24 protein-coding genes and 2 tRNA genes are annotated in these 24,542 nt (G+C 64.1%); 16 read left to right on the top strand and 10 right to left on the bottom strand.

The genetic code is table 11. The annotated features are described in order from the left end of the window. Window positions 1-30: 30 nt before the first annotated feature. Complete coding sequence (locus OKA05_RS20100) at window positions 31-4,725, bottom strand: lamin tail domain-containing protein (RefSeq protein ID WP_264488982.1); 4,695 nt, start codon at window positions 4,723-4,725, stop codon at window positions 31-33. Between the two features lie 174 nt (window positions 4,726-4,899). On the opposite strand from OKA05_RS20100, the gene proB reads away from it, so the two are divergent. The 4 genes from proB to OKA05_RS20080 are packed head-to-tail and all read left to right on the top strand — an operon-like array spanning window position 4,900 to window position 7,623. Beyond that, window positions 4,900-5,667, top strand: coding sequence for a glutamate 5-kinase (gene proB, locus OKA05_RS20095; RefSeq protein WP_264488981.1), 768 nt, complete (start codon window positions 4,900-4,902; stop codon window positions 5,665-5,667). Window positions 5,668-5,698: 31 nt separating this feature from the next. Continuing rightward, a complete protein-coding gene (locus tag OKA05_RS20090; RefSeq protein WP_264488980.1) occupies window positions 5,699-6,013 on the top strand; it encodes a DUF433 domain-containing protein in 315 nt (104 codons plus the stop codon). Further along, the gene (locus tag OKA05_RS20085; RefSeq protein WP_264488979.1) at window positions 6,010-6,357 is read left to right on the top strand and encodes a DUF5615 family PIN-like protein; all 348 of its coding nucleotides are present in this window, start codon (window positions 6,010-6,012) and stop codon (window positions 6,355-6,357) included. Before OKA05_RS20090 ends, OKA05_RS20085 begins: the two co-directional genes overlap by 4 nt. Before the next feature lie 3 nt (window positions 6,358-6,360). Next, entirely contained in the window at window positions 6,361-7,623 is a 1,263-nt protein-coding gene (locus OKA05_RS20080) for a glutamate-5-semialdehyde dehydrogenase (protein ID WP_264488978.1), read from the top strand. A gap of 61 nt (window positions 7,624-7,684) precedes the next feature. On the opposite strand, the gene OKA05_RS20075 is transcribed toward OKA05_RS20080, so the two are convergent. Further along, window positions 7,685-8,062, bottom strand: coding sequence for a hypothetical protein (locus OKA05_RS20075; protein ID WP_264488977.1), 378 nt, complete (start codon window positions 8,060-8,062; stop codon window positions 7,685-7,687). Window positions 8,063-8,520: 458 nt separating this feature from the next. Here OKA05_RS20075 and OKA05_RS20070 point away from each other — a divergent pair, with 458 nt between their 5' ends. Next, complete coding sequence (locus tag OKA05_RS20070; protein ID WP_264488976.1) at window positions 8,521-8,973, top strand: hypothetical protein; 453 nt, start codon at window positions 8,521-8,523, stop codon at window positions 8,971-8,973. A 46-nt stretch (window positions 8,974-9,019) separates the two neighbouring features. Continuing rightward, on the top strand, window positions 9,020-10,258 hold the full coding sequence (locus tag OKA05_RS20065) for an MFS transporter (RefSeq protein ID WP_264488975.1): 1,239 nt from the start codon (window positions 9,020-9,022) through the stop codon (window positions 10,256-10,258). Window positions 10,259-10,513: 255 nt separating this feature from the next. Here OKA05_RS20065 and OKA05_RS20060 read toward each other — a convergent pair whose 3' ends face one another. Continuing rightward, window positions 10,514-11,236 (bottom strand): L,D-transpeptidase family protein, encoded by a 723-nt coding sequence (locus OKA05_RS20060; protein WP_264488974.1) that lies wholly within the window; start codon window positions 11,234-11,236, stop codon window positions 10,514-10,516. Between the two features lie 141 nt (window positions 11,237-11,377). Here OKA05_RS20060 and OKA05_RS20055 point away from each other — a divergent pair, with 141 nt between their 5' ends. Beyond that, a complete protein-coding gene (locus OKA05_RS20055) occupies window positions 11,378-12,460 on the top strand; it encodes a peptidylprolyl isomerase (RefSeq protein ID WP_264488973.1) in 1,083 nt (360 codons plus the stop codon). Here the strand turns inward: OKA05_RS20055 and OKA05_RS20050 are convergent. Then, on the bottom strand, window positions 12,432-13,430 hold the full coding sequence (locus tag OKA05_RS20050; RefSeq protein WP_264488972.1) for an SAM-dependent methyltransferase: 999 nt from the start codon (window positions 13,428-13,430) through the stop codon (window positions 12,432-12,434). The two genes, OKA05_RS20055 and OKA05_RS20050, sit on opposite strands and share 29 nt — an antisense overlap. A 48-nt stretch (window positions 13,431-13,478) precedes the next feature. Between OKA05_RS20050 and OKA05_RS20045 the strand changes: the two genes are divergently transcribed. Together OKA05_RS20045 and OKA05_RS20040 are read left to right on the top strand one after the other, a co-directional pair. Further along, the gene (locus OKA05_RS20045; RefSeq protein WP_264488971.1) at window positions 13,479-14,099 is read left to right on the top strand and encodes a hypothetical protein; all 621 of its coding nucleotides are present in this window, start codon (window positions 13,479-13,481) and stop codon (window positions 14,097-14,099) included. A gap of 345 nt (window positions 14,100-14,444) precedes the next feature. Next, on the top strand, window positions 14,445-14,768 hold the full coding sequence (locus tag OKA05_RS20040; RefSeq protein ID WP_264488970.1) for a hypothetical protein: 324 nt from the start codon (window positions 14,445-14,447) through the stop codon (window positions 14,766-14,768). Window positions 14,769-14,891: 123 nt separating this feature from the next. Here the strand turns inward: OKA05_RS20040 and OKA05_RS20035 are convergent, their stop codons facing one another. After that, window positions 14,892-16,052, bottom strand: a complete 1,161-nt coding sequence (locus OKA05_RS20035) for a class I SAM-dependent rRNA methyltransferase (RefSeq protein WP_264488969.1) — start codon at window positions 16,050-16,052, stop codon at window positions 14,892-14,894. 252 nt (window positions 16,053-16,304) lie between these two features. Beyond that, entirely contained in the window at window positions 16,305-16,649 is a 345-nt protein-coding gene (locus OKA05_RS20030) for a (2Fe-2S) ferredoxin domain-containing protein (RefSeq protein ID WP_264488968.1), read from the bottom strand. Window positions 16,650-16,861: 212 nt separating this feature from the next. Here OKA05_RS20030 and OKA05_RS20025 point away from each other — a divergent pair, with 212 nt between their 5' ends. Next, window positions 16,862-18,175, top strand: a complete 1,314-nt coding sequence (locus OKA05_RS20025) for a PcfJ domain-containing protein (RefSeq protein ID WP_264488967.1) — start codon at window positions 16,862-16,864, stop codon at window positions 18,173-18,175. 18 nt (window positions 18,176-18,193) lie between these two features. On the opposite strand, the gene OKA05_RS20020 is transcribed toward OKA05_RS20025, so the two are convergent. Together OKA05_RS20020 and OKA05_RS20015 are read right to left on the bottom strand one after the other, a co-directional pair. Beyond that, a complete protein-coding gene (locus OKA05_RS20020; protein ID WP_264488966.1) occupies window positions 18,194-18,742 on the bottom strand; it encodes a hypothetical protein in 549 nt (182 codons plus the stop codon). A gap of 50 nt (window positions 18,743-18,792) precedes the next feature. Then, window positions 18,793-19,341, bottom strand: coding sequence for a hypothetical protein (locus OKA05_RS20015; protein WP_264488965.1), 549 nt, complete (start codon window positions 19,339-19,341; stop codon window positions 18,793-18,795). A 111-nt stretch (window positions 19,342-19,452) separates the two neighbouring features. Here OKA05_RS20015 and OKA05_RS20010 point away from each other — a divergent pair, with 111 nt between their 5' ends. Together OKA05_RS20010 and OKA05_RS20005 are read left to right on the top strand one after the other, a co-directional pair. Beyond that, a complete protein-coding gene (locus OKA05_RS20010) occupies window positions 19,453-20,025 on the top strand; it encodes a Uma2 family endonuclease (RefSeq protein ID WP_264488964.1) in 573 nt (190 codons plus the stop codon). A 14-nt stretch (window positions 20,026-20,039) separates the two neighbouring features. Continuing rightward, a complete protein-coding gene (locus tag OKA05_RS20005) occupies window positions 20,040-20,489 on the top strand; it encodes a hypothetical protein (RefSeq protein ID WP_264488963.1) in 450 nt (149 codons plus the stop codon). 197 nt (window positions 20,490-20,686) lie between these two features. Here the strand turns inward: OKA05_RS20005 and OKA05_RS20000 are convergent, their stop codons facing one another. Next, on the bottom strand, window positions 20,687-22,000 hold the full coding sequence (locus OKA05_RS20000; RefSeq protein ID WP_264488962.1) for a bifunctional UDP-3-O-[3-hydroxymyristoyl] N-acetylglucosamine deacetylase/3-hydroxyacyl-ACP dehydratase: 1,314 nt from the start codon (window positions 21,998-22,000) through the stop codon (window positions 20,687-20,689). A 115-nt stretch (window positions 22,001-22,115) separates the two neighbouring features. Here OKA05_RS20000 and OKA05_RS19995 point away from each other — a divergent pair, with 115 nt between their 5' ends. From OKA05_RS19995 to OKA05_RS19985, 3 genes are read left to right on the top strand one after another with little or no spacing between them, the layout of a single operon-like run. After that, window positions 22,116-22,844 carry an RluA family pseudouridine synthase gene (locus tag OKA05_RS19995; protein WP_264488961.1) on the top strand — a complete coding sequence of 243 codons (729 nt, stop codon included), beginning with the start codon at window positions 22,116-22,118 and terminating at the stop codon, window positions 22,842-22,844. Window positions 22,845-22,855: 11 nt separating this feature from the next. Next, a complete protein-coding gene (locus OKA05_RS19990) occupies window positions 22,856-23,611 on the top strand; it encodes a Nif3-like dinuclear metal center hexameric protein (protein WP_264488960.1) in 756 nt (251 codons plus the stop codon). A gap of 4 nt (window positions 23,612-23,615) precedes the next feature. Next, window positions 23,616-24,173 carry a DNA-3-methyladenine glycosylase gene (locus OKA05_RS19985; protein ID WP_264488959.1) on the top strand — a complete coding sequence of 186 codons (558 nt, stop codon included), beginning with the start codon at window positions 23,616-23,618 and terminating at the stop codon, window positions 24,171-24,173. Between the two features lie 20 nt (window positions 24,174-24,193). Here OKA05_RS19985 and OKA05_RS19980 read toward each other — a convergent pair. Further along, window positions 24,194-24,267 (bottom strand) — tRNA-Gly (locus OKA05_RS19980). A gap of 163 nt (window positions 24,268-24,430) precedes the next feature. Between OKA05_RS19980 and OKA05_RS19975 the strand changes: the two genes are divergently transcribed. Continuing rightward, window positions 24,431-24,501, top strand: a tRNA-Gly gene (locus OKA05_RS19975). Window positions 24,502-24,542: the final 41 nt, after the last annotated feature.

The following is a 24,542-nucleotide window of genomic DNA, read 5'->3' as shown; positions in this document are numbered from 1 at the left end:
GAACGAGAAAACCAGGGGCGGACGGCTTTCTCAGGGAGTCACCCGCAGCCGCACGAAGAAGCGCTCGCCGAGTTGTGCGGCTGGCAGCTTGGTGCGGTAGGTCACGATCGCTTGTCCGCCGGTGGTGACGGTGGTGCTCACGTAGTCGAGTTCGGTGGTGGTCCAGCCGGTGAGCGTGGTGGAGGTCTCGGCGGTGAAATCGATGCCGTCCACTGCGAGGGAGCGGGGGAAGCGGAAGAACCCATACTCCGCGGCCACGGCGGAGGGGGGGATGTAGGTTTCATTGACGAGCGTCGGCTTCGGATTGGGACCGCAGGCGTATTCGAGGAGATTGCTCAAGCCGTCGCCGTCGTCATCGCCACTGGGATCGACCGGGAGCGGCGGGCTGCCGGAAGTGCCGGGGCTGCCGTGAAGTGTCGCGCTCGGACGCCAGCTCCGGGGAGCGGATTGGTCGGGATTGGAGCCGGGGTGATTGAGCACGAGCGTCCGGCCGTTTCCATCCGTCTCCAGTGGCCACGGCAGCTCGTCGCTGTAGGCGAAGGACTGGATGATGTTGTTCGAGGCGTCCCGCAGCACGATGGTTTCGCCGCCGTTGTCGAGGTTCGAGGAATAGGTCCCGGCAACCAGCGGTGTGGCGCCCGGAGCGAGGCGGGCATTGAAGGCGGCGAGATTTGAGACCACCACGACCCGCTGGCCGGGCGCGAGTACCCGTGCGGCCGCTGGGGCCGTGGTGAAGTCGAAGGTGATGGCGGTGGTGAGCCGCACGCCGGTCAGGTCGCGCGGGCTATCGGCGATGTTCATGAGCTCGATCCACTCGAACTGATTGCCGCTGGTGAATCCCTGGTTGCTCTCCGAGACGGTCGGGCCCGGGGCGTTGTAGTTGAACTCGGAAATGACCAGATCGCCGGGACCGGCCGGCGGGTGCTGGGTGAAGGTGCCGGTTTCCAGCGCGCTCCACACATTGCCGGTGCCGCGGAAGCGGGCCTTCACCGTGACCGGGGCATTGATGTTGATCGGGGCAGAGTATGCGGTGCCATCGAGGCTGCCTCCGATCGCGCGTGGGTCGGTGCCATCGGTGGTGTAGTAGATGGTGCCGGTCTGGCCTGGCAGCGAAGAGAGGGTGAGCGTGAACCCCGGTGCCACCACCCCGCCGCGCTGCGAGAAGACTGGGGCATCCACCGCCGGGAAGAGGTTCCGTTGGCGGAGCTGGGTTACCACCGTGGCGCTGCGCGTGGCGAAGAACTGCGAGCGCACTTGAGCGATCTTCGCGGCCCACGTCGCCTGATTATGGTTGGCGGCATTGCCCCAGCGGATCGACTCGCCGATCACCGCCTGATCGATTTGTGCGGCGCGCGCATCCCATAGTGCCTGGGCCTTTGCGGCGGTGAAGGTGCCATCGTTGAAGAGCAGCCGCTGCGCTTCATCGGCGAAGGCGATCCGGTATTCAGGACTGGCCAGCAGGTCCTCGTGCATCCACTCCGGATTGCTGTTAGAAAAGGTAGCGCGATTGGGACTGGTGAGGTTGACGGCGTTGGCGCGGTTGTTGACCCACTCCGGTGCCATCATTGAGGACTCGCCGTCGTGCACGAAGAAGTGGAAGGGATCCGCGATTCCCTGCCGGCGGAGCGCGCGGAAGTTGTTAGGCCGCTCGAAGTTGAAGGACACCGACAGCGGTTCGTCACTATGACCGCAGTAGTAATGCAGCAGCATGTAGGACGCGAGCGCGCGGGGATCGAGCAGCACCGGCAGTGCGGGGTTGGGAGTGCCGGTGCCGTTGCGACCCAGCAGGGCGAAATAGTTGGCGTTGGTCGGGTTCGCGGCCACGGCGCGGCAGCCATTCCACAGCGCGGTCCACGCCTCGTAATTGCCGGCGCTGTTCTCGATCGTGAGCTGCGGCAGGCCGGTCGCCTTGATCACGTCGTACTCCTCCTTGGTGCCGCCGAGGTAGGTTTCGCCGTAGTCGTCCTGCGAGCGTTCCTGGGTCTGATAGAGGCCCCAGTACTGGCCATTCAGAAGCAGATGGTAGTAGTCGGAGCGGGTGGTGGCCCGGCCGCTCGCACCGGAGAGATCGCGGCAGAAGACATCCCGCACCGCGGTGAACTCGGTGCCATAGGTGGTTCCCTGCGGGTCGGCATAGGCATAGCCGTGCTCGCAGCGCAGGTCGAAGGTGTCGAACTCGTTCGCGCCGTCATTGCCGAAGAGCCGGTAGTCCAGCTTGCCCGCCCCGTAGTCGCGGCGGAAGTTCACGTGGAACGAGTGCTTCGGAAAGGACGTGCTGCGGCTCTGCCCACCGCGGATCCGCAACCCGCAATTCTCCTGGAAGCCTGTTGTGCCATCAGGATGGATGAGTTCCAGTGAAACCGGCCGCTCCCACGTGAGGCCGTCGCCACCAGGGTTCACGTAGATGCCGGTCGAGGGATTTGTTAGATGCGCCTGATCGGTGACGACGCTCATCGTCGGGATCTGCTGCAGCGCGGCGAGCATCTGGGCATTGTCGTATTGCGAGACGAGCCCGGACTTCAGCCCGTGTCGGAATTCCTGGCCATTCACCGGGCCTGCCGGCCAACCGTAGGCTTGGGCGGTGGCCGGCGATTGCTGGAGCACGTCGCCGAGAAAGACATACGTGTTGGTGTCCACGTTCGTCGGCAGGTAGTCGGCGAGGAAGGCCCGCGCGCGCAGCGTGGTGGTCGCGGAAAGGGTCAGCGGGCCGGAATAGAGGGTGCCGGTCGTTTCCGTCGGCGTGCTGCCATCGAGCGTGTAGCGGATCTGCGCGCCGGGCGTGATGGTGCTGATGGCGACGGTCTGCGGCGTGTTGAAGAAGCCTCGCTTCACGCTGAAATTCGTGTCTCCCACGAAGCCGAGGAAGGAGAAGCCATTCGCCGCACCGGGACTGGGCGTGAGGAAAAACACCGCGTCGCCATTCGAGCGACGGCCATGAGAAATGTCGGCGCGCTGGGGCGGGTAGGCGGGGCCGAACTCCGCGATCACGGTGCCCGCCGCGTTCTTCAGCGCGAGATACTCGCCGCTGGAGTCGAGCTTGAAGCCGGTGTGCAAGTTTCCGGGCTGGGCCACGCGGTTTTTCTCCGAGGCATAGACCACGAGGAATTGCTGCGCGCCCAGCGTGACCGAGGGAAAGGTCCAACTCGCGGCGCTATCGACCAGCTTGTAGCCCGCGAGGTTCACCGGGGTGGCGGTGGGATTGTAGAGCTCAATCCAGTCGGAAAAGTCGCCGTCCTCGTCCTGAAGGCCGGACTCATTGCTGGCGACGAATTCGGTGATGCGCACCGGGCCGGTGGTCGGGGGGGCGCCGCCTCCGGCCACGAAGACGACGTCGCGCAGGTAGTTGCTGCTCTGGAAGCTTTGGGTCGGCCGCGCGCCGGGCGATGTCGAGAAGACGCCGGCCGCGGCGGGGTAGCTGAGGTTTATGGCGTTGCCGCCCGGGTTTTGCAGGTCGCCGTTGACGAAGGCGTAGTTCCTGCCGCCACTGCCAGTGGAAACCACGACCGTGTAGTCCGTGTCCGCGGCCAGCGCGACGTCCGGGATGTCCAGCGTGATCCAGCCGGTGGCACCGCCGAAGTTCCAGGTGTAAGGGCCGCCAATCACCGCGCCGACCCCGCCGCCGTCGCTGTTTCTCCACAGCCGCGCGCTGTGATCGCCCGTTTCTCCCGCCACGGCATAGACGCGGAGGTGGGTAACGGCCCCGGCGAGGTCGCTGCGGAAGACGGTGCCCAGTTCGTAGTGATTGCCCTCCGCGCCTGAGTTGTTGCCGGTTTTCCCCGGTGGGAAGATGCTCTGCGGGATGAAATCGAGGATCGCGCCGGTGCCTTCAATCACGAAGTCAAAGGCGCCCGAGCTGGCGGAATTCGCGATGGTCAGCGTGGCGCGACGCAGGCCCGCGGCGGAGGGATTGAAGGTGACGGTGAAGGTGGTGCTGTCGCCATTCGCCGTTAGAGTATTATCGCCCGGCACCGCAGTCACGGTGAAGTCGCTCGCCTGCGGGCCAGTGACGGCCACCTTCGGCGTGCCATTGAGCGTGAGCAGCGTGGTGCCGGGATTGTAGATCGTGAAGGTCTTCGCGCGGGTTGCCCCGGTCACATCCACCGTGCCGAAATCCGTGTCGTCCGCCGCTCGCGGGGTCGTGTCACCATCGGGAATTTCCACCTGGCTGCCGCGGACCGCGATCACCTCGTCCACAGCCGTTCTCGACTGGGCATAGAGGCAAAAGGTTTTCGCCGCCGGGCCGCTATCGAGGACCACCGGGTCCGGCCAAGCACCGTAGGCGTACTGTCCCCAGCGAAGCCCCGCGCCTTCGCTGGCGAAGACCCCCGCCTCCGCGCTGTCCGACCAGATGGCGAACCAGTAGTAGGTGCCTGCCGCCAGCGTCACCGGCTGGGCCAGGGTGAAGGCGCGCCAGCCCTCGGCCGGCTCCGCGACCTCGGCGGTTTCTCGTAGCAACGCGTTCGGAATCCCGCTGTCATCGGTGTAAATCGCTGCCTTGTAGGCGCCGGGGACCGCTTTCACCTTTGCGAACAGGCGGTCGACGGTGATCGCCGACGTCGCCTGCACCCGGTTGGCATGGATGAAGGGGCTGCCATTCCAGATCGCCTCGGAGCTGGTGCCCTCGGTGGTGTTTCCCAAGGTCGCGCCGTGCAATCCGCCGACGAGCGTGAGCAGCAGCGACAGGATCAGTCCCCGGCGGACGGCGGAAAGGAGCAGGCGATTCATCGTTCCAGACGTGTTGGCAATCCGGGGGGAAGAGCCGCTTCCCCGTCATAGCAGACCCGACGCCGATTGCCCGCGCATTTCTTTGTCACGGGCGGCATGGCACGGTGACTGCCACGCTTTGCGATGGCCTCCCGCGGGATTTGCGGCCATAGCGCGGCCCCGCATTTTTCCGCCATGGAATCCCTTACTGTCATCAAGGCCGGCACCGGCGTCCTGACCCGCGCAAGCGATGGAACGCTCGATGGTGCCTCGCTGGTCCGCCTCGTCACCGCCATCGCCGGGCTCGTTGAGAGCGGCCACCGCTGCCTGCTGGTCAGCTCCGGCGCGGTCGGTGCGGGCGTGTCCGCCTTCGGGTTGGCCGGGTATCCGAGTGACGACCTGACCACCAAGCAGGCCTGCGCCGCGGTCGGCCAGGCTCGGCTGATGCACACCTACGGGTCGCTCTTCCAGAACTTCAATCTGGCCGTCGCCCAGGTCCTGCTCACCGCTGCCGACCTCCAGACGCCGGAGCGCCGCACCTACGTTTCCAACACCCTGCAGCGCCTGCTCGCCGAGCCGAACATCGTCCCGATCATCAATGAGAATGATTCGGTGGCCGTGGAGGAACTCCGCGTGGGCGATAACGACATGCTGTCCTCGCAGGTCGCGACCCTGCTCGGCGCGAAGACGCTGATCCTGCTGACCTCAGTGGATGGCCTGCTTTCGCCGGAGACCAATGAGCTGGTCGAGGACGTGCCCGACGTGAATGCGGTGCTCGGCTTCGCGAAGGACGAGCGCGGCCGTTTTTCCATCGGCGGCATGGCATCGAAGCTGCAGGCGGTGAAGAATTCCGTCGATGCCGGCATCACCGTTCACATCGCCCACGGCCGCAAGCCCGAGCGCCTCGCCGGCATCCTGGCGGGGGAAAAGGGGCTCTCGACGCGCTTCGGGGCGCGGGTTTGACGCTGCCCTCAACCTGTGATTCACTCACACCGTGACGGTTGCATCTTCAAGCCATATTCGCCTCGACCATGAAGGCAGGGCGTGGATCGACGACACCAACGTGAAGGTGATCGAGGTGGTGTTGTCGTACTTCGCCGCGGACGGGTCGATCCCATCGCTGGTGGAGAATCATCCCCATCTCACTCCGGCCCGCATCCACGCCGCCATGGCATGGTACCACGATCACCGGGAGCAACTGGACCGTCAGATCGCGGCAGATTCGCAGTGGGCCGGTCAACTCGCGGCAGAACGACAAGAAACCGCGCTGATGGGGAAGTTGCGGGCGGCTCGTGACGCGAGGCGATGACCCTTGCCTACTACATGGACGTGCACGTTCCGAAGTCGGTCGCAGTCGCGCTGCGCAAACGCGGCATCGATGTGCTCACCGCGCAAGATGATGGCACCACGACGCTCGACGACGAAAGTTTGCTGCTGCGCGCCACCGGACTGGGGAGGGTCCTGGTGAGCCAGGACACCGACCTCCTGAGAATCGCGAATGACTTTCATGTCACCGGGCGTTCGTTTTCCGGCCTGGTGTTTGCTGCGCAAACAGCGGTTGCCATTGGGGCGATGGTGGGTGATCTCGAAGTCATCGCCGCCGCGGCAACCCCTGCCGACATGCGCGACACGATCTGCTTTCTGCCTCTTTGACCCATGACCGACGCCGAAGTCTTCTCCGCCGTGGAAACGCTGGCCCGCAATGCTCGCGCGGCCTCGTACAAGCTTTCCCAGCTCACCACGGAGCAGAAGAACGAGATTCTCAAGGCGATGGCCGCCGAACTGCGTGCCCGCACCTCTGAAGTCGTCGCGGCCAATGCCCTCGACTTGGCCGCCGGTGAGGCGAAGGGCCTGTCGAAGCCGATGCTCGATCGCCTGAAGCTCGACGCGGCGAAGGTGGAGGGGATTGCCCACGGCATCGACCAGGTCATCGAGCTGCCCGATCCCGTCGGCCAAGTGATGGACAAGTTCACCCGCCCGAATGGCATGCACCTCCAGCAGGTGCGCGTGCCGATCGGTACCATCGGCATCATTTACGAAAGCCGGCCGAACGTCACCAGCGATGCCGCCGTGCTGTGCTTCAAGACGGGCAATGCCACCATCCTGCGTGGCGGTTCGGAGGCCATCCACAGCAACCGCGCCATCGCCGAGGCGCTGCAAGCCGGTGGCGAGACTGCCGGCCTGCCCGAGCACTCGATCCAGCTCATCCCTTTCACGGACCGCTCCAGCGTCAGCGCGCTGTGCCAGATGGACAAGTGGCTGGACCTGATCATCCCGCGCGGTGGCAAGGGGCTGATCGAGACCGTGGTCTCGCAGGCCCGCATGCCCGTCATCAAGCACTACGACGGCATCTGCCACATCTACGTGGACAAGGCCGCCGACGCCGGCATGGCGGCGAGGCTCACCGTCAACTCGAAGGCCCAGAAGCCCGGCGTGTGCAATGCGCTTGAGACGCTGCTCGTCCACTCGGCCGTCGCGCACAGCCATTTGCCGGAGATCGCCGAGGAGCTGGTGGAAAAGGGTGTGGAGATCCGCGGTTGCGAGCGCACCCGCCAGATCATCGATGCCGTGCCCGCCACCGAGGAGGACTGGGACACCGAGTATCTCGACCTGATCCTGTCCGTGAAGATCGTCGATTCCGTGGAGGAAGCGATCCAGCACATCAATACCCACGGGTCGCATCATACCGAGTCCATCGTCACCAGCGATGAGGAGGCTGCGAATGTGTTCCTCTCCGGCTGCGACTCGGCCTGCGTCTTCCACAATGTCTCCACCCGCCTCGCCGATGGTGAGGAATTCGGCTTCGGTGCGGAGATCGGGATCTCCACCGACAAGCTCCACGCCCGCGGCCCGATGGGGCTGAGGGAGCTGACGAGCTATCAGTACCGGGTGCGGGGGAATGGGCAGCGGAAGTTTTGAGCGCCGGGCCTCCGCAGACAATGATCCGGACTTGGCTGGGGTGAGGGCGTGTTTCTTGGGGCTATTCGTATTCGCTCCAATCAATGGCGTGCTGCGGTGCTAGCTCATTGAGGTAACGCTCTCCGTCAAACCCGTAGGCTCGGGGGATGCTGTTCCTGGCGGCATCATCGGTTCCATCGGTCCAAGTCACTGTGACGCGCGAGCGAGCCACCTTGGGTGGACTGGAAAAAACAGCCTTGATGATCGCGTCCCGCAAGCGCTCGGGTGAGGCCGGTGGAACGGCATCTGCCTGGAGGCTGATGTGATCCGCGCTGGCAAGGAATGCCACGCTGCCAACCACCTTCCCATCGCTCTCGTGGCAGGTGAAACCCAGATAGAGGTCGTTCCCGTCTGACCCTTGGACTTGATCGTAGCTGTAGGGCATGTTGCCCCGGGTCATCGAACTGACTCTGGCAAGGAGCCACGATGCCAGAGGAGCTCCGGCCAAATCCGGCAGCCTCGTGTCTGACCGTGCCAATTCCAGGAAGTCCAGCGCAGGGCAAGAGACCGCATGAGGAATTTGAGCAATGGTGCGGTCCGTGAGAAACCAAATGCCACCATACTGGAACGCTCCCGGAACGGATTGAGGATCCTTGGTCATGATGGAAGCCTCCACCAGTCGGGCGAACGATCCAAGCTCAACGAGCTGGCACGCGGGAGGCAGCGACGGTCGTCCCCGTGCTATTCCTGTGTCGCGATGCGACACCGTTCCCATAGGATTCCGCGGGCTGAAGAGGCTGCTACCGTCCTTGACCGCTACGCGGTGGGCTTGGAAGAACCTGGGGCTGCCCCGTTACAAGGACTGCCATCGACTTGTGTGTTGCTTGTCCTTGGCTGCCCGTCTGTTAGCCTCGGCCCGTGAATCGCTTCCATCGCATGGCGGGGCCTGCATTCCTTGGCGTGGCCTTGGTGCTGTTCGGTGCCTTTCACTTCTATCCGGCTTTCAAATGGACGCATGGCTGGCGGTTTTGGGTCGAGTGTTTCGATAGGGTGGTAGATCGACAGCAGCCTCTCATGCTTCCCCTGGCACCGACGCTCGCGGTCTTCGCGACCTTCTCCGCAGGAGTGGTCTTTGCCCCTTTCGCTGCTCCGCTGATACGGAAGTCCCTGCTCACGCGGTGCTTCATCGCCTTCTTCTCCGGGTTGGCCGGTCTCGGTCTGTTCCTCGTTTTGCTCGCGATGGGACCATCCAGGATGCATTCGGGCGCGATCTGCCTGCTGCTCTCCGCAGTGTGTAATTTCGCCGGGATCGTGCTGATCCCCTACGACGGACGGCATCAGGAGGCCCTGCGGAAATTGTCCGGCATTTGAGCCGGGGTGTTCTTGCACCCCGGCAGCGGCCCGCTAGCGTCGCGCCGTGTCCTTGCCCATGCCCTCCCGCAGCGCCCTCGCGGTCCTCGGCGGCCTGTGGACGGTGTTCTTTTTCCTCGGCATGTCGCCGGGCTATTACACCCCGGCGCTGTCGAATATCCTGGCATCGCGCGGGCTGGGCAGCGAGTGGGTGGCCTACGCCTTCCTGGTGGGGCCGCTCGCCGCGTTGATCTCGCCATTGATCGTAGGGTCGATCGCTGACAACCGCTTCCCGGCGCAGAAGGTCTTCGCGGTGATCGGCATGGTCAGCGGGCTGCTGCTGGCCGCGGCCTTTGCCGCGCTCGAGCGGCTCGGCTCGCCCCATCTCTTCCTCGGGCTGTTCGCCGCCGCGTCGATTGTCGCGGCACCGATGTGGAGCATGCTGGCCAGCATCGCGATGGTTCACCTGCGGTCAGGCGAGCGGGAATTCCCGGTGGTGCGGCTGGGCGGCACACTGGGGTGGATGGCGGCCGGGGTGCTGACCAGCTTCGTGTTCCACTTCGAGGGTTCACCGGGTGCCGGCTACGCGGCGGCGATCACCCGTTTCATCGGGGCCGCCTTCGCCCTCTTTCTTCCGAACACCCCGCCGATGGGCAACTCGCGCTCGCTCCGCACGCTGCTGGGGCTCGATGCCTTCCGGCTGCTGAAGGAACGCGATCACCTGGTTTTCTTCTCCGTCACCACGCTGCTCAGCATTCCGCTGGCGGTGTTCTTCATGCACACGCCGATGCATCTCATAGCGCTCGGCAGCACGACGCCCTCCGCGACCATGACGATCGGCCAGATCAGCGAGATCGTTGCGATGCTGCTGATGTCGGTGGTGATGACCCGCTTCCGCGTGAAGACGGTGCTGATGATCGCGCTGGGGCTTTCCGCACTGCGCTATGCGCTCTTCTCCGTGGCCGGGAGCACGGGGAACTCCGGGTGGCTCATCGCCGGCATTTCGTTGCACGGGCTGTGCTACACGCTCTACTTCATCACCGGGCAGCTCTTCCTCGACCGGCGGGTGGATCCGTCGATGCGCACCCAGGCGCAGGGCCTCTTGACGCTGGCCAGCAATGGCGTGGGGTCGGTGATCGGGATCTTGTTCGGCAAGTTTCTCTACGACTACGCCGTGGTGCAGCAGCACGGCGGCTGGACGGCGTACTGGTGGGTGCAAGCGGCGCTCTCCGCGCTGTGCTTGCCGGTGATGGCGATCTTCTATCAGGGGGTGGCGGTGAAGAAGGAAGAGGGCGCGCAGGTCTGATAGGCCCTATTCACGGGAACTGCCACTTCGCCTTCTCTCTGTGGAGGTAGGCGCATTCGTGAGAATGCGGAGTGGTTTGGTGAAGTCGGCTTCTCCGGTGGCTTCCGTGGTGTCACCACCACGCCTACCTTTTGATCATCATGGAGCGAGCGCGTTCTGGAGGTAGGCGCATTCGTGAGAATGCGGAGTGGTCCGGCGAGGTCCGCCTCTCCGGTTGCTTCCGCGGTGTCACCACCGCGCCTACGTTCTAGAAGATCAAGGCAGCTTCCACTCCGCCTTCTTCGCTTGGTATTCGGCCTCGGGCAGTAGCACGTAAATGGGCTGCTTGTCGGGATCGATCCAGGCGATCAGCTCGCGGAGCTTCTTTTCCTCCATGGTGGTGCAGCCGGCGGTGGGCTTCGAGCCGCCGCCGCGCCAGATGTGGAAGAAGATCGCGCTGCCCTGGCCGGGCGAGATCTTCGGCGCGGCATTGTGGGCGATGAAGAGCTTCAGGGTGTGCGGGTAGTCGTTCTGCTTCATCTGCTGCTTCTTCTCCCACGCCGTGGCCGGTTCGTGGTCGAGCACCAGGTGCTTGTTGTAGTTCGGTGACTGCGGGTCCTCCACCCACAGGTCGCGGGTGGTGACCTGGCGGTAGAAAAGCTTCGGGTGCTTCTGGATGCTGGCAGGCACGCCCCACGCGCCACCGATGCGGAAGACGCCGGCCGGTGCGCGCATGTCGCCCTCGTTCTTCACCTTGGCACCCGCGGGCACCGGGCTGATCCCGAGCCCCCAGACGAGGCCGTTCTTGCCAAGCCGGCCGGTCCACGGGCCGCTGGCCTTTACCCACTGGCCGCCGCGCTTTTCGTAGGTGTTCAGCGTGACATTCGAGCTGTTCCAATCTTTCGCGGTGCCGACCACGCATTGGGATGATTTCGCCGGCAGCTCGAAGGCGGCCAGCGGCAGGATGAGAACGAACAGGGCGAAGAGGCTCCGGAGCATGCGCGGAAGATGCGCGCTTTTTTTCCCGGGGCAAGGCGAGTCCGGCGTTCGGTTCGGCAGGAAATCGGTTGTCCGGTGCAGATTCGGCGCGTCGCGGCTCCGGGGATTGTCCGCGGGGAAGAAGTCCGCCAGCTTCCGGACATGGGAAAATGCTCATCGCTCCTCGGTTTCGCCGGCTTGCTTTTCCTGCTTTCCGCCCGGGCCGAAGAATCCCTCCCGGACGGGCTCTATGCGGAAGTGACCACGCCGCGCGGGGTGGTGGTGGCGGAGCTCCACTTCAAGGAAGCGCCGATGACGGTGGCGAACTACGTCGGCCTTGCGGAGGGCACGCTCGGTCCCAAGAAGGGCACTCCGTTTTTCGATGGCCTCACCTTTCACCGGGTGGTCGCGGACTTCGTCGTCCAGGGCGGCGATCCGACCGCCACCGGCGATGGTGACGCGGGCTACCTGTTTCCGGACGAGATCACTCCCGCCCTCAGCCACGACCGCGCCGGGGTGGTGCAGATGGCGAACGATGGCCCCGACACGAATGGCTCCCAGTGGTGCTTCATGCTGCGGGAGGTGCATCGGCTGGACTACCTGCACAGCGTGTTCGGCCATGTGGTCCGCGGCTTGGAGGTGCTTCCGAAAATCGAGCAAGGCGACCGGATGAAGGTGAAGATCCTCCGGGTGGGCGCGGAGGCCGGCGCATTCGTCGTGAGCGAAAAATCGTTCGCCGGAATGACCGGCGCGGCGAAGGCCTACGGTGGACCCCGCGAGCCGGGCCCGGATGCTCCGTTTGACGATCCCGACAAGATCCTTCCCACCGATTGGGACCGGGCGAAGGCTTTCAATTTCAAGCTCGCCAACTTCGAGCGCTTCACCGGCCGCAGGCTCCGCGCACGGGTGCTGGAGAAGACACCGGCGGGCGGCATCGATGCTTATCTGAAGGAAACCGCCGCCCGTGTCGGTGTCGAGAAGGACGGGGTGCTCGCGGTCTATTGCAAGGACCTCGATCGCTGGCACCTCAAGGTGGGTGAACAGTGCCGGACGCTTCTCGCCAACGACGCTGCCGAAGTGGCTCTCCTCGCCGAAGCCGGGAAGCGCACGGAGGCGGCGGTCGACTATGCGACGCGTCACCTTCCCGAAGGTCAGCAGGCCCTCGCCGCGAATCAGAAGATCAAGCTGTCGGTGGACTCGGTGATCGATGGTTTGATCACGAAGCTCGAGGCGCCGGCTCGTTGACTGGTTTCGCTCGCTGCTCGAGCACCAGGAAGCTGCCGCCTGCGCCATCGGCATCGACGGCGTGAGCATCCGCGGGGTCGGCCGGGTTGGCATGCGGTAGCAGGAACTCGCGCTGGGTTGTGAGTTTCACGGTCTCCGCCTGCGGGGAGGACCACGCTTGGAGGTCGGTGAAATTCACATCCGTGGTGAGATCCTGTCGGCCGGGATTCTCGTAGATCGCGGGGCCTTCGAGGCGCTGCTGTAGGAGATAGGCTCGGACGGTGCCTCGCGGGCGGCGGTGATAGAGCGGTTCCACCAGCGCACCGTAGTCGATGGTCAGCATGCGTCCGGCTTTCCAATGAGGGAGCCAGCCGCGCAGCCAATCGTGATACGACTCCGCCACTTCCACGATCTGGCCGGGAGAAAAGGTCAGCGTGAATACCGTTGACTCCGGCAGCGACTCACATGGCTGCCAGCTCTCCTGCGGCGTGAGAAACAGCTCGCTCCAGCCATCGGTATCGCGGCGAAAACGTCGCACGGGAAATGCGTCTGCGAACTCATTCGAGTAGATGCACGCCTTGCCCCCGCACGCATCCAGCGCGGACTCGATGGTGTCGTGCCAGATCACGCGCTTGCCGAGGCGTGCGGCTTGCTTTTCCCGCAAGGGCACCGAGCGCTCGACAAGGTGCAGCCGTGGCTTCTTCCACCACGGGAAGGTTTTCATTACGGCTTCAGCGAGCACGCCTTCGCCGGGGCCGAGCTCGATCAGGTCGCGGCAGCCGCTGCCCTTCAGCGCCCCCTTCGACCATGACGAGACCGCCTTGCCGAGTGCCGGTGTCAGCATCGGCGTGGTGGTGAAGTCACCACCGCGGCCGACACCGCGAATACGACGTGCATAGTAGCCGCGCTCCGGATCGTGGAGCGCGAGCTCCATGAAGCGGTCGAAGCGCAGGGGTGTTGCGTCCCGCCACGGCCAGTCAGAAGGATTCATCTGCGGACAGCTTGACGGGTTGATAGCGACCTTTCATCTCTTGAAAGCATGAAACAACTCGGATTCGCGGGAATGGTGGCGTTGGCCTTGCTGTCTTGCGAGCGCAAGGAGGAGGCCACTGCCGAGAAGGGACCCGCGGCGCCGGCTTCGGCGAAGGAATCCGTGGCACCGGTCGCAAAGGAGCTTGAGGCTCCGGCACCTGTGCCGGAAAGCAAACCGACCAAGGCCAGCGAGCGTCCCGAGGTCGCCGAGAAGAAGCCGCCGATCGCCGAGCCGATCCCTGACAAGCCGGGCTACGTGAAGAGCCCCTTCAGCGGCGCGATCATCGATGTGAAGGGGATACCAGGAGGCACGCTCGTCGCGGATCCGATGTTTCCTTCGGACCAGAAGAAGCATTTCCGCATCCCCAAAATGGATCCGGAGCAGGAGGCGATTGCCAAGGAGGAGCTTGCCAAGGAGTTGGATGCGGCCCATGCCGCCACGCAGAGCTTGCCGGAGGCCAAGCCCGTGCCCGGCAAGCCGGGATTCTTCTTCAGCCCCTACGACAACAAGATCATCGACTCCAATGGCTCGGATCCCGGCGCGGTCCTCCAGGATCCCGGTGCGCCCGAGGGCACGCAGCGCCTTTTCAGGATCCCGGGCGGAAAGGCTCCGACCGAAGGTGAGTGATCTTCATCCTGCGTCCATCCATTCAGAGTTGATCGCTTGACCTGGAAGCAGAAGGTTCTGTTTCATGAAAGGGTGAAAAGGATCGGTGCCCCGGCCTTGTCGGCTCTCTTACTGGTGCTGGCTCTGCTCCTGCTTTTGCAGGTTCGTCAGAATGATGCAAAGGAGGGCGGCGAGAGATCATCCTCCACGCGGGAGGCGGATCATCGGAAAGGAATCACGGATCCGGCCGACAGCGGGCCGAGAAAGCCGTCCAAGGCAAGCCAACGGCCGCCGCACCAGAAAGCGGAAACGAAGATCCCATTGGCGGAGCCGGTGCGGGATCAGCCCGGTTTCGTTTATCACCCGGTGAGCAAAAAGATCGTGGACGTGAGGGGCATCCCTGCGGGGCTCATGGTGCAGGAGTCGGGCGCGATGTTCGTGATCCCGAAGATGGGATACGTCATCACGGCCGAGGCCTATAACAAGGCCGTGTGGAACAACTTCGGAGCCGGCTTGGGCGCGACCTTGTCCGGTGAGGGTGAAAGAGGGACGACCTTCTCATTCGAGAGTGCGACAGGTCCCTCCGTCGTCTCATGCCGCCCGGCGCATTGGGAGACGCGATGGGACGACGGGACTCCGTATGTGCCCCAGGGGGAAGCGAAAGAGGTACCGGAGAGTTCCCTGGAATGATCGCGCCCAGGATCTTGCCGGCTCCTTCGCTGAGAAGCCGATCTTGTGTCGTCGAATCGGGAGTTTCATGATGCGGCTTGTGGCCGCCAAAGTGCGACGGTCATAGACCCGCCGCTACAGCCATCATCGCCCCGCCATCAGTTCGGCGGTGATGCCTTTCAGATACTCCGTCTCCGGCAGCGCGAGCAGCACCGGGTGATCCGGGCGTTGGCCGTGGTTCATCACCAGCCGCAGCGACTTCTTCGCATCCACCGCGGCATCGACGAGGTTCTCTTGGAAGAGTTCGCGGCTCGCGTGGTGGGAGCAGCAGAAGGTGGAAAGGATGCCGCCCTTTTCCAGTAGCTTGAGCGAGCGCAGGTGGATCTCCTTGTAGCCGCGCATGGCGTCGACGAGCGTCTTCTTGTTTCGCGTGAAGCTCGGCGGATCGAGGATGATCAGGTCATACTCCGGCTGCGCGTGCTTGAGGAAGTCGAAGACGTTGTGGGCGATGACTTCCACCTCAAGCCCGTTCAGCTCGGCATTGCGGCGGGCGGCGGCGCAGGCACCTTCGGAGATGTCCACGGCGGTGACCTTCGCGGCACCGGCCTTGGCACAGGCGAGGGCGAAGCCGCCCTGGTTCGTGAAACAATCGAGCACGCGCTTGCCCTTCGCGAATTTCGCGACCTCGGCGTGGGACTGGAGCTGATCGAGATACAGGCCGGTCTTCTGCCCGTCGAAGAGATCGATCTCAAACTTCAGGCCGTTCGCCTCGACCACGTAGGCACCCGGAGTCGCGCCGTGAAGCATCGTGATTTCCTCCTCGATGCCCTCGGCCTTCAGCACCGGCGAATCATTGCGCAGGATGATGGAGTCCGGTGAAACCAACTCCTTCAACGCCGCCACGATCAACTCGACCCGCTGGCGCATCGCCAGCGTCAGCGTCTGCACGACCACGTGCGCGCCGTAGCGGTCGATGATCAGGCCGGGCAGCCCGTCCGACTCGCTCCACACCAGTCGCGCCAGTGTTTCATCGAGGCCGGCGTTCTTCCGGTGCTCGATCGCCTGGCCGATCCGGCGCAGGAAAAAGTCCGCATCGAGATCCTGCCGCCGCCGCGAGAAGCGCCGTGCGACGATCTGCGAGGCCGGGTTGTAGATGGCCGTGCCGAGTGGCCGGTCGTGGAAATCCTTCAGCGTGATCACGTCGCCGGGCTGGGGATCGCCGAAGGTTTTTTTCACCTCCGTGGCGTAGACCCATTCGTGGCCGTGGAAAATGCGGGCGCGTGGAGCGATGATCAGACCGGGCATGGCAAGGGCCAAGCCATGCGCCGGACCGCCCGCCGGAGCAAGCACGGAGCGACAACCGGCTGCGGAGGAAAGTCAGGGGGGACAACGAAAGGGACCAAATCTTGATTCGATTTTTAACCGCGAAATCACGCGAAAGGACGCGAAATCTTAAAGGCAGGAAATCGAAAGGCCTTTTGGCTGTTTCAAATTTCGCGTCCTTTCGCGTGATTTCGCGGTTGAATCCGAAGTTTCGAGAATCTTTCGATCTCCGTCTCATCCCCGCAACCGGAACTCCTCCACCGGCACCCCGCCGACGAGGTGCTCTGTGACGATTCGCGCAAGCACCTCCGGCGTGCACGAGTGGTACCAGGTGCCATCTGGATAGACCACGGCGACTGGCCCCCGCATGCAGACGCGCAGGCAATCGGCCTTCGTCCGCAGGATCAGCGGGCCGCTTTGTCCCAGCTCCGCCAGCCGCTTTTTGAGAAACTCCCACGACGCCAGTCCCTGTGCCGGGTCGCAGCACTTTGGCTTGCTCGCATCGGCGCAGAGGAAAATGTGCTTCTCCCCTCGGCCCACTCCTGCGGCTCTCGCTGCTGCTTCCAGTTCCGGATCCATCCGCGGCCGATCCATCCCGATGCCGGGGCCGGAGTCCAGCCTGCGGGAGTTTGGAATTGCTTTCGCCGGGTGGTTGGATAGTTCGGGGACGTCATGTTCATGGCATCGGTTCATTCCTGAGTTGGTCGTTGGCCGCGCTTCTTGAGCGCGCCCCGTAAGCCGTGCTGCCCGTTTCGGGCGGCGTGCTAGTCCGTTCCCAACTCTCCGTTGCCATGCCCTCTTTCCACTCCCGTTCGGGAGGGGACCTCGCCATCGTCACCGACATCATCGCCGGTCGTCCGTGGGTCGCCTCCCATATTCAGAATCCCTGCTTTCGTAAACACGGCCGCGCTCTTGGCCGGATGTTCCGCCCGCCTCGCAAGGTGACCGCGTCCCTGCGTGATCCCTGCCAGCGGCTCGCCGAAGCGCTTGCCATCCACAGCCACCTGCTCGACCGGCCGCACCCGCTGTCTGCCGAACTGGTGCCGATGCTGGCGCGGGTCGCCGCGTACTCCGGCCGGTGGCTGCGCTCGCCTGATTCGTGGCGTCCGCCGTCGCGACTATCGCCGGAGGAATGCTGGCAGGATCTGCTCCATCATCTCTTCGCCGCTTGGCCGGTGCCCGGCTTCTTTGAATCCGCGTGGCGCATCCGCGGCGCGCTGCATCTCATCGAGCGCGACTGGTACTGCCATCTCGCCCAAGGCGGCAGTTGGCGGCGGGCCGAGGGCTTTCCGCGCTCGATCACCGGGCGCGCGGTTCACCATGCCCTTCAGGCCCCGGCGACCGTGTCGATCCGGCAGGCCTTGCGCTGGGGGCAACTCGTCACCCTCGGGGCTTCGGACGCCTTGAGCGACGAGGTGCTGGCCCACAGACTTGTTGGGGATTTTTCCAACGACGAGCTGTGGTCGCGGCTGCTTGCCAAAGTGGCCGCGGCGCGGGAATTCGATCCGCGTGAATTCGGCGTGATCGCGGATGTGCTGGTGGAATTGCTCGACCACGACCATGTCAATCGCGCCCGGCTGCTGGTCGATCTTCCTCTGGGAGAACTCCGGCGGCATGCGTTCCGGCGCTGGCGCTCCCTGTTAGATGCGGCGATTGTGGAAGGGGTGCACTTTCGCGACACCGACCTCACCCGTGGCGGCCTGCGGGCCGAACTCCGCCATCTCAGCGACGCCAGTTGGGCGCCGATGCCCGACGTCACACCATTCGAGATCGTCTGTGCGGAAGGCTTCGCCGCGCCCTCGGTGTGGGTGTTCCGTGAGCGGCTGTGTCACGCCCAACTCCTCGCCGAAGGGCGTGAACTCCGGCACTGCGTGGCGGGCTACTGGCGTCGTTGCCGGAGCGGGAAGTCGGCGATTTTCTCGCTGCGCCAGCTTCATCCTGCTGTCGTGCCTGCCCGCATCGTGCCGCGGCTCACCATCGAGGTCGAGCGCGCCACGCGGCGCATCGTGCAAGTCCGCGGCAAGTGGAACCGCTGGCCGGGGGAATTCGAGTTCCGCGTGCTCAAGCGCTGGGCGGACGCGCAGGCACTGACGCTCGCGGTGTGATGCGCTGTCTGGTATCGCTCAGCTCCAGTATTTCACGGGCAGCACCACTGCGACGCCGTTGTCTGGATTCACGCACACGGGCAGGATCTTGCTCTGCAGGTGTCCGCCGGGCAGGTGCTTGCGGACGATGAAGACGGCGGTGATGCGGCACGACTCCGGACCCATCGTTTCCGGCACCGGCATGCCGAAGCCGTGGAGGCTCTCCGCGTTCAGGTAGTCCGCCAGTTGCTGCTCGCGCTCGGTGGTCGCTGTTCCTTCCTGCCTGAGATCGAAAATCCGGTGCGCCAACTGGATCAGTTGCTCCGGCTTCATCTCGCCCTCGAGATCCAGCACCAGTACCGCGGGACAATCGTTCGCGCCCGGTTGGAAGAGCTGGTTGTTCGCCTGGACAATGGCGGCCAGCACCAGCCTCCCGTGGCTCAGCGACCGGGGGTAGTTCTTGAAGAAGAGATTCATGTTGTTCCGCTTCGACCACTCCGGTTGCACGATCTTCAGATACGAGAACTGGTCGAGGAACGGGAACTTCCGCGGAGCCGGAGCCATGGCCGGCGGCAGCATGTAGTGCATGGCACGATGACGCCTTGGTCAGGCGATCCCGGTCAATTCCCAAGGGGTGCCTACTCCGCGCTCAAATACTTCGCCGGAAACACCACCGCCACTCCCGTCTCGGGATCGACGCACACCGGCAAGATTTTTCCCGCGAGCCGGCAGCCCCACAGGTGATGGCGCGGGAAATAGACCGAGGAAATCCGGCAGGTCTCCGGCCCCCAGCCCTCGGGAATCGGCCAGCCGAACACGCGCTCGGTGAACTTCGCGAGGTAGTCGCCGATCCGGGCCGCCCTCGGGTCGGCCGCGCCCCCGTCGCGCAGGGCTTTCAGTCGCAGCGCCAGCTCAAGCAGTTCCACCGGCCCCATCTCGCCGGCGAAGTCATAGACGATCTCGCCCGGAGCGTCCGGCCCTTGTGGATCGTAGAGGGTGCGGTTTGCTTGGATCACGGCCGCCAGAACCAGCCGGCCGTGGGTCAGCACCCGGCGGTGGTTCTCGAAGAAATAAGCGAGGTCATCCGACTCCATCCAGTCCGGCCGGACGACCCGCAGGAAGATGAGGCGATCGCGCAGCGGGAATTTCCGCGGCGTGGCAAGCCAGGCTTCGGGGAGCGAGGACACACCGCGACTCTTCGGGAAAGCCGCAGCGGGTCAATGCCTGGTTGTTTCCGGTCATGAACTCCGGCCCGGCTTTGCCCTTTGCCCGGAAGGGCGAAGTCGCTAGGGTAGGGCATGACCGCGCTGAAAAAGCCCGAGCTGGTGACGGTGGAGGATTACCTCGCCGGAGAGGAACATTCGGACCTCAGGCACGAGTATCTCGGCGGCGTGATTCATGCGATGTCCGGCGGGACGAATGACCATGCGGCGATCGCCGCGAATGGAATTCTGTCACTGGGATCCCAGCTTCGCGGCAAGCCCTGCCGGCCTTTCGGCAGCGACGCGAAGGTCCGGGTCGAATACCCCGATCATACGCGCTTCTACTACCCGGACCTGCAAGTAGTCTGCCAGCTGAACTCCGGTACCGACCACTATCAGGAGCGACCCGCGGTGGTGTTGGAAGTGCTCAGCGAATCGACGCGCCGCACCGACATGGGGGAGAAGAAGGATGCCTACCTCACCATCCCGTCGCTGAAGGTGCTGCTGCTTGTCGAGTCGGACCGGCCGCGGGTGGTGGTCTATCGGCGACGCTCCGGCGGTGGTTTCGAGGCGGAGGAATACAGTGGCTTGGCAGAGGTGATCTCGCTCGTGGAGATCGGTTGCGAGCTTCCTCTGGCGGAGCTTTACGAAGGGATCGCGTGGGGTTGAGAAGGGGCGGCGCGATGGAAAAGGGCACTCAGTTCCGCCTGTCCCGCTCGCGTGCCTTCTGGCTCGGCGTGCCGGGATTGGTGTTCTTTCTGTGGGCGTGGGTCGATTCGATGAAGGTCGAGACCGTCGCGCTGATTGAGTGGCGCAGTAGCTCCATGCCTGATGCCGTCATTCATGAGGCGGGATGCCTGAAGTATTGCCGTCTGGTATATTATGGCAGGATTTGGTGGCCGCAGGGGTTGTCGGTCAGGCGGGACAAATCGATGCTCACCAATGCGTCACTACTTCCGCAGCCGGGGTGGCAGGAGGCTCAGTGGTCAGGAGACGTAATAATCACCACGCCCGGGTGGCGGCTGCCCCATTGGTTGCTTGTGCTCGCGTATGGGGGGCTCTGGACGACGCTGATCTTGTGGCAGTGGACACTGTTCCGGCGGACGGTGAGGCAGGAGGCGCCTGCCGGATGACCTCGACGCAGTTGTCCTTGGACTGCGGCGATGATTTGGCGCTTTTGAGTCGAGGGTGAGGCCGGCTGCTCACTTGGGCATGGGCGACCTTCCGGGATCGCTTCCACCTGTTAGAACGGGCCGCCTCATCGTGCACTCGGAGAGCTGGGAATGATCCCAGCAGTCCGAGGGCCTGCGGCTTTTATCGGGTGGACCGCTTACTGGGCGACGAGCGCGAACTTCAGTTCGGCTTCCGATGCGACTTCGTTCCCGACCATGCAACGGCAGCGGGTCTGGCCGATCGAGCCGCGGATCTTGATGACCTCGGCCTCGATGTGCAGGGTATCGCCGGGGAGTACGGGGCGCCGCCACTTCACGTTGTCCGCGCTCATGAAGTAGCCGATCTTGCCTTGATTCTCCGGCTTGCGGAGCATGAGGACGGAGGAGACCTGCGCCATGGCTTCGAGCTGCAGCACGCCGGGCATGATGGGATGGCCGGGGAAGTGGCCGATGAAGTACGGCTCGTTGATGGTGACGTTCTTCACGCCGGTGCACTTCGAGTCGCCGACCATGTCGATGATGCGGTCCACCATCAGGAAGGGGTAGCGGTGGGGCAGGATCTTGAGGACGTCATTGATATCCAGGACGGTCTCGCCGCGTGGCAGGGAGAAGGGCGCGGCAAGGGAGCGCATGCGGCCGTATTCGCGCTTCAGGGTGGCGGCGAGCTTCGAGTTCGGGCCGTGGCCGGGTTTGATGGCGATGACGTGGCCGAGCATGCGCTTGCCGGAAAGGATCAGATCGCCAATCACATCGAGCGCCTTGTGGCGGGCGAATTCATTGGGAAAACGGAGCGCTTCCTTGCTCATGACCTCATTGCCACGGACGACCACGGCATTCTCGAGCGAGCCACCCTTGATCAGGCCTTTCTCTAACAGCGGCTTGACGTCCTCATAGTAAACGAAGGTGCGGGCAGGTGCGATTTCCTTCTCGTAGAGTTCCGGTGTGACCTCGCTGGAGAAGTACTGGGTGAAGCGACCATCGGGGCCCACATTGGTGACCGAGACGCGGAAGGTCTTGCTGGGGACGATGGTGATCAGCGAACCATCGCCGGTTTCCTGGTGGATGGGCTCGCGGATCTCCCAGATCTTGCGCGGTGCATCCTGGGCGGCGAGGCCGGCCTTCTTGATGAGCTCGACGAAAGGGCGAGATGAACCGTCACCGATCGGCGGCTCATTGGCGTCCATCTCGATGACGGCATTGTCCACGCCCATGCCGGTGAGTGCGGAGAGGACGTGCTCCACGGTGTGCACCTTGACCGAGCCCTCGGCAAGGGTGGTGGCGCGCTCGACGGTTTGCACCTTGTCGGCATCGGCATCGATGAACGGCTGGTCGGGCAGATCGACGCGGCGGAACTTGAAGCCGTGGTCAACGGGTGCAGGCTTGAGGGTCAGGGTAACCTTCGCCCCGGTGTGAAGGGAGGTGCCCTCAAGGGTGGCGGCGGAGGCGAGGGTGTGCTGCGCGTCGGCGGACATGGGCGGGAAGTAGCAGGTAGCGGGTAGTTTGTAGCAAGGGGAAACAGCCGTTTGCGCGTTCTTCAGAGCGTCTTTTTCCCTCGCTACAAGCTACTTGCTACCCGCTACTCGCCGCGTGCGGGCGGTGTGTGATTTCCGGGTGATCGACGAGTCGGACGACTGGATCGTCGTCGACAAGCCAGCTCCGCTGGCGGTGCACCCGGCGAATGGCAAGGTGGAGGCGACCTTGCTCGGCGGATTGGAGGAGTTGCTGCGCTACGAGATCGCGAACGGCGCGCGGCTTTCGATCCTGACGCGGCTGGACCGGGAGACGAGCGGGCTGGTGCTGGTGGCCAAGCACGCCGCGGCGGCGCGGCATTTCTCACGGCAATTCGAGCGGCGGGAAATCGGGAAGGAGTATCTGGCGATCGTCCACGGCTCGCCGGCGTTGGAGGAGATGCGCGTGGAGGCTGCTATTATAAGAGCAGGCGGTGAGATTTGGCTGCGGCAGGCGGTGGATCCGGCGGGCAGGGATTGCGTGACGGGCTTCCGGGTGGAGCGGCGCTTTTCCAATGCGCTCGGGGAGTTCACGGTGCTGCGATGTTTTCCGGAAACGGGGCGGATGCACCAGATCCGCGTGCACCTGGAACACCTCGGCCATCCGCTGGTGGGGGATAAGATCTACGGGACGGACGGGAAACCCTACCTGGAGCAGATGGCGGACGGGCTTTCCGACGAGTCGGTGGCGCGTCTGATCCTGCCGCGCCACGCCCTGCACGCCTGCAAGCTGACCGCGGAGTGGGAGGGGATGCGCGAATGGCGTTCCGAGCTACCGGCGGATTTGACTCGCTTCTGCGGGGAGTGAAGGCTGGCGGCATGGCGAGCCTTCAGGAAATCGTGGCCTTTCTCGATGCAGAGCTGAGGATTGCCGAGATCCCGGACTACTCGGGCGCAGTTAATGGTCTGCAGCTTGAGAACGGCGGGACCGTGACCAAGGTCGCGGCGGCCGTGGATGCCTCACTGCCGGTCGTCGAGGCTGCGGTGGCGGCGGGTGCGGACCTGCTGGTGGTCCACCACGGGATGTTCTGGCAGGGCGTGCAGCCGCTGACGCGGGCCTTCTACCGGAAGATCAAGGCGGCGATCGACGGCGGGCTGGCCATTTATTCGGCCCACCTGCCGCTCGACGTGCACCCGGAGTTGGGGAACAATGCGTTGATGATGAATGCCTTGGGATTCAAGGCGAGCGGAACCTTCCTGGATTGGAAGGGGACGCGGCTGGGGCTGACCGTGGAAGTAGAGATTTCCCGGGAATCGTTGATTTCAAAGGTCTCCGACGTAGTCGAGGGTCCACTGCATGTCTGTCCCGGCGGGCCCCGAGAAGTGAGAAAGATAGGACTGGTCACCGGCGGCGCGGGTTCGGAAGTTGCAATTTGCCCAGCCTCGGGGGTTGATACATTCATCACAGGGGAGGGCCCGCATTGGAGTTATCCTTTGGCGGAGGAACTGGATGTAAATATATTGTATGCCGGGCACTATGCCACGGAGACCTTCGGGGTGAAGGCGGTGGCTGCCCGGCTGGCCCGCGATTTCGCCCTGGAGTGGACCTTCATCGACCGCCCGACCGGGCTTTGAGGCGATGGAGCGGCTCACGGCAGAGTTTTTCGAGCGGAGTCCCTTGGTCTGCGCCCGCGAACTGATCGGCGCGAAGTTCCTCTGGCGCGGATGCGAGGGCCGTATCGTGGAAACCGAGGCCTACGCGGCGGAGGGAGATGAGGCCTGCCACACGTTCTTCCGGCCGGGCGCACGGGCCTTTGTCGCGTCCCACCCGCCTGGAACGGCCTACGTTTATCTCAACTATGGAGTCCACTGGCTCTTCAACGTGCTGGTCCATGGGCCGCAGGGATCGGGATTCGTGCTCTTCCGCGCCTTGGAACCGCTGGCGGGGATGGAGCGGATGATGGAGCGGCGGGGTAAAGCGAAGATGCGCGACTTGTGTTCCGGGCCCGGCAAATTGACCCGCGCACTGGGGATCGATGGGGGTGCTCACGGCTGTCAATTTCTTGACGGAGAGAGCACGGGAATCGTCACGGGAGCCCCCCAGACGGTGATAAGCAGCTTCCGCATCGGGATTTCGCGGGCTCAGGATCTCCCCTGGCGGTTTCACGAGGACGCAAACGTTTACGTCAGCCGGTGAATCCGGCGCTGCGAGGGGAATGGTGCGGGTGATGGGAATCGAACCCACGCCTCAAGCTTGGGAAGTTCGCGTTCTACCATTGAACTACACCCGCTGTCTGCGGCCCGGTCCGTATCTTGGCAGGGCCTCCGCTGCAACCCAAATCCTTGTGTCCAATGGCTTACGCGATCACGTGGGGAAGCCCGGAAATCCAAGAGATTTCCAGCAAAAAGAACTTGCCGCCCCTTCTGACGGGCTGTTAGCTTCCCCACGACTTCGCGGGTATAGCTTAGTGGTAAAGCTCTAGCCTTCCAAGCTAGCTATGTGGGTTCGATTCCCACTACCCGCTCGTTCTCACCCGGTCCCGACATCCCGATTCGATTTTTCCGA

This window comes from Luteolibacter arcticus (assembly GCF_025950235.1).
Taxonomy (GTDB): Bacteria; Verrucomicrobiota; Verrucomicrobiia; order Verrucomicrobiales; family Akkermansiaceae; genus Haloferula; species Haloferula arctica.
The sequence above is the reverse complement of the archived record's forward strand: the minus strand, read 5'-3'. Positions and strand labels throughout refer to the sequence as shown.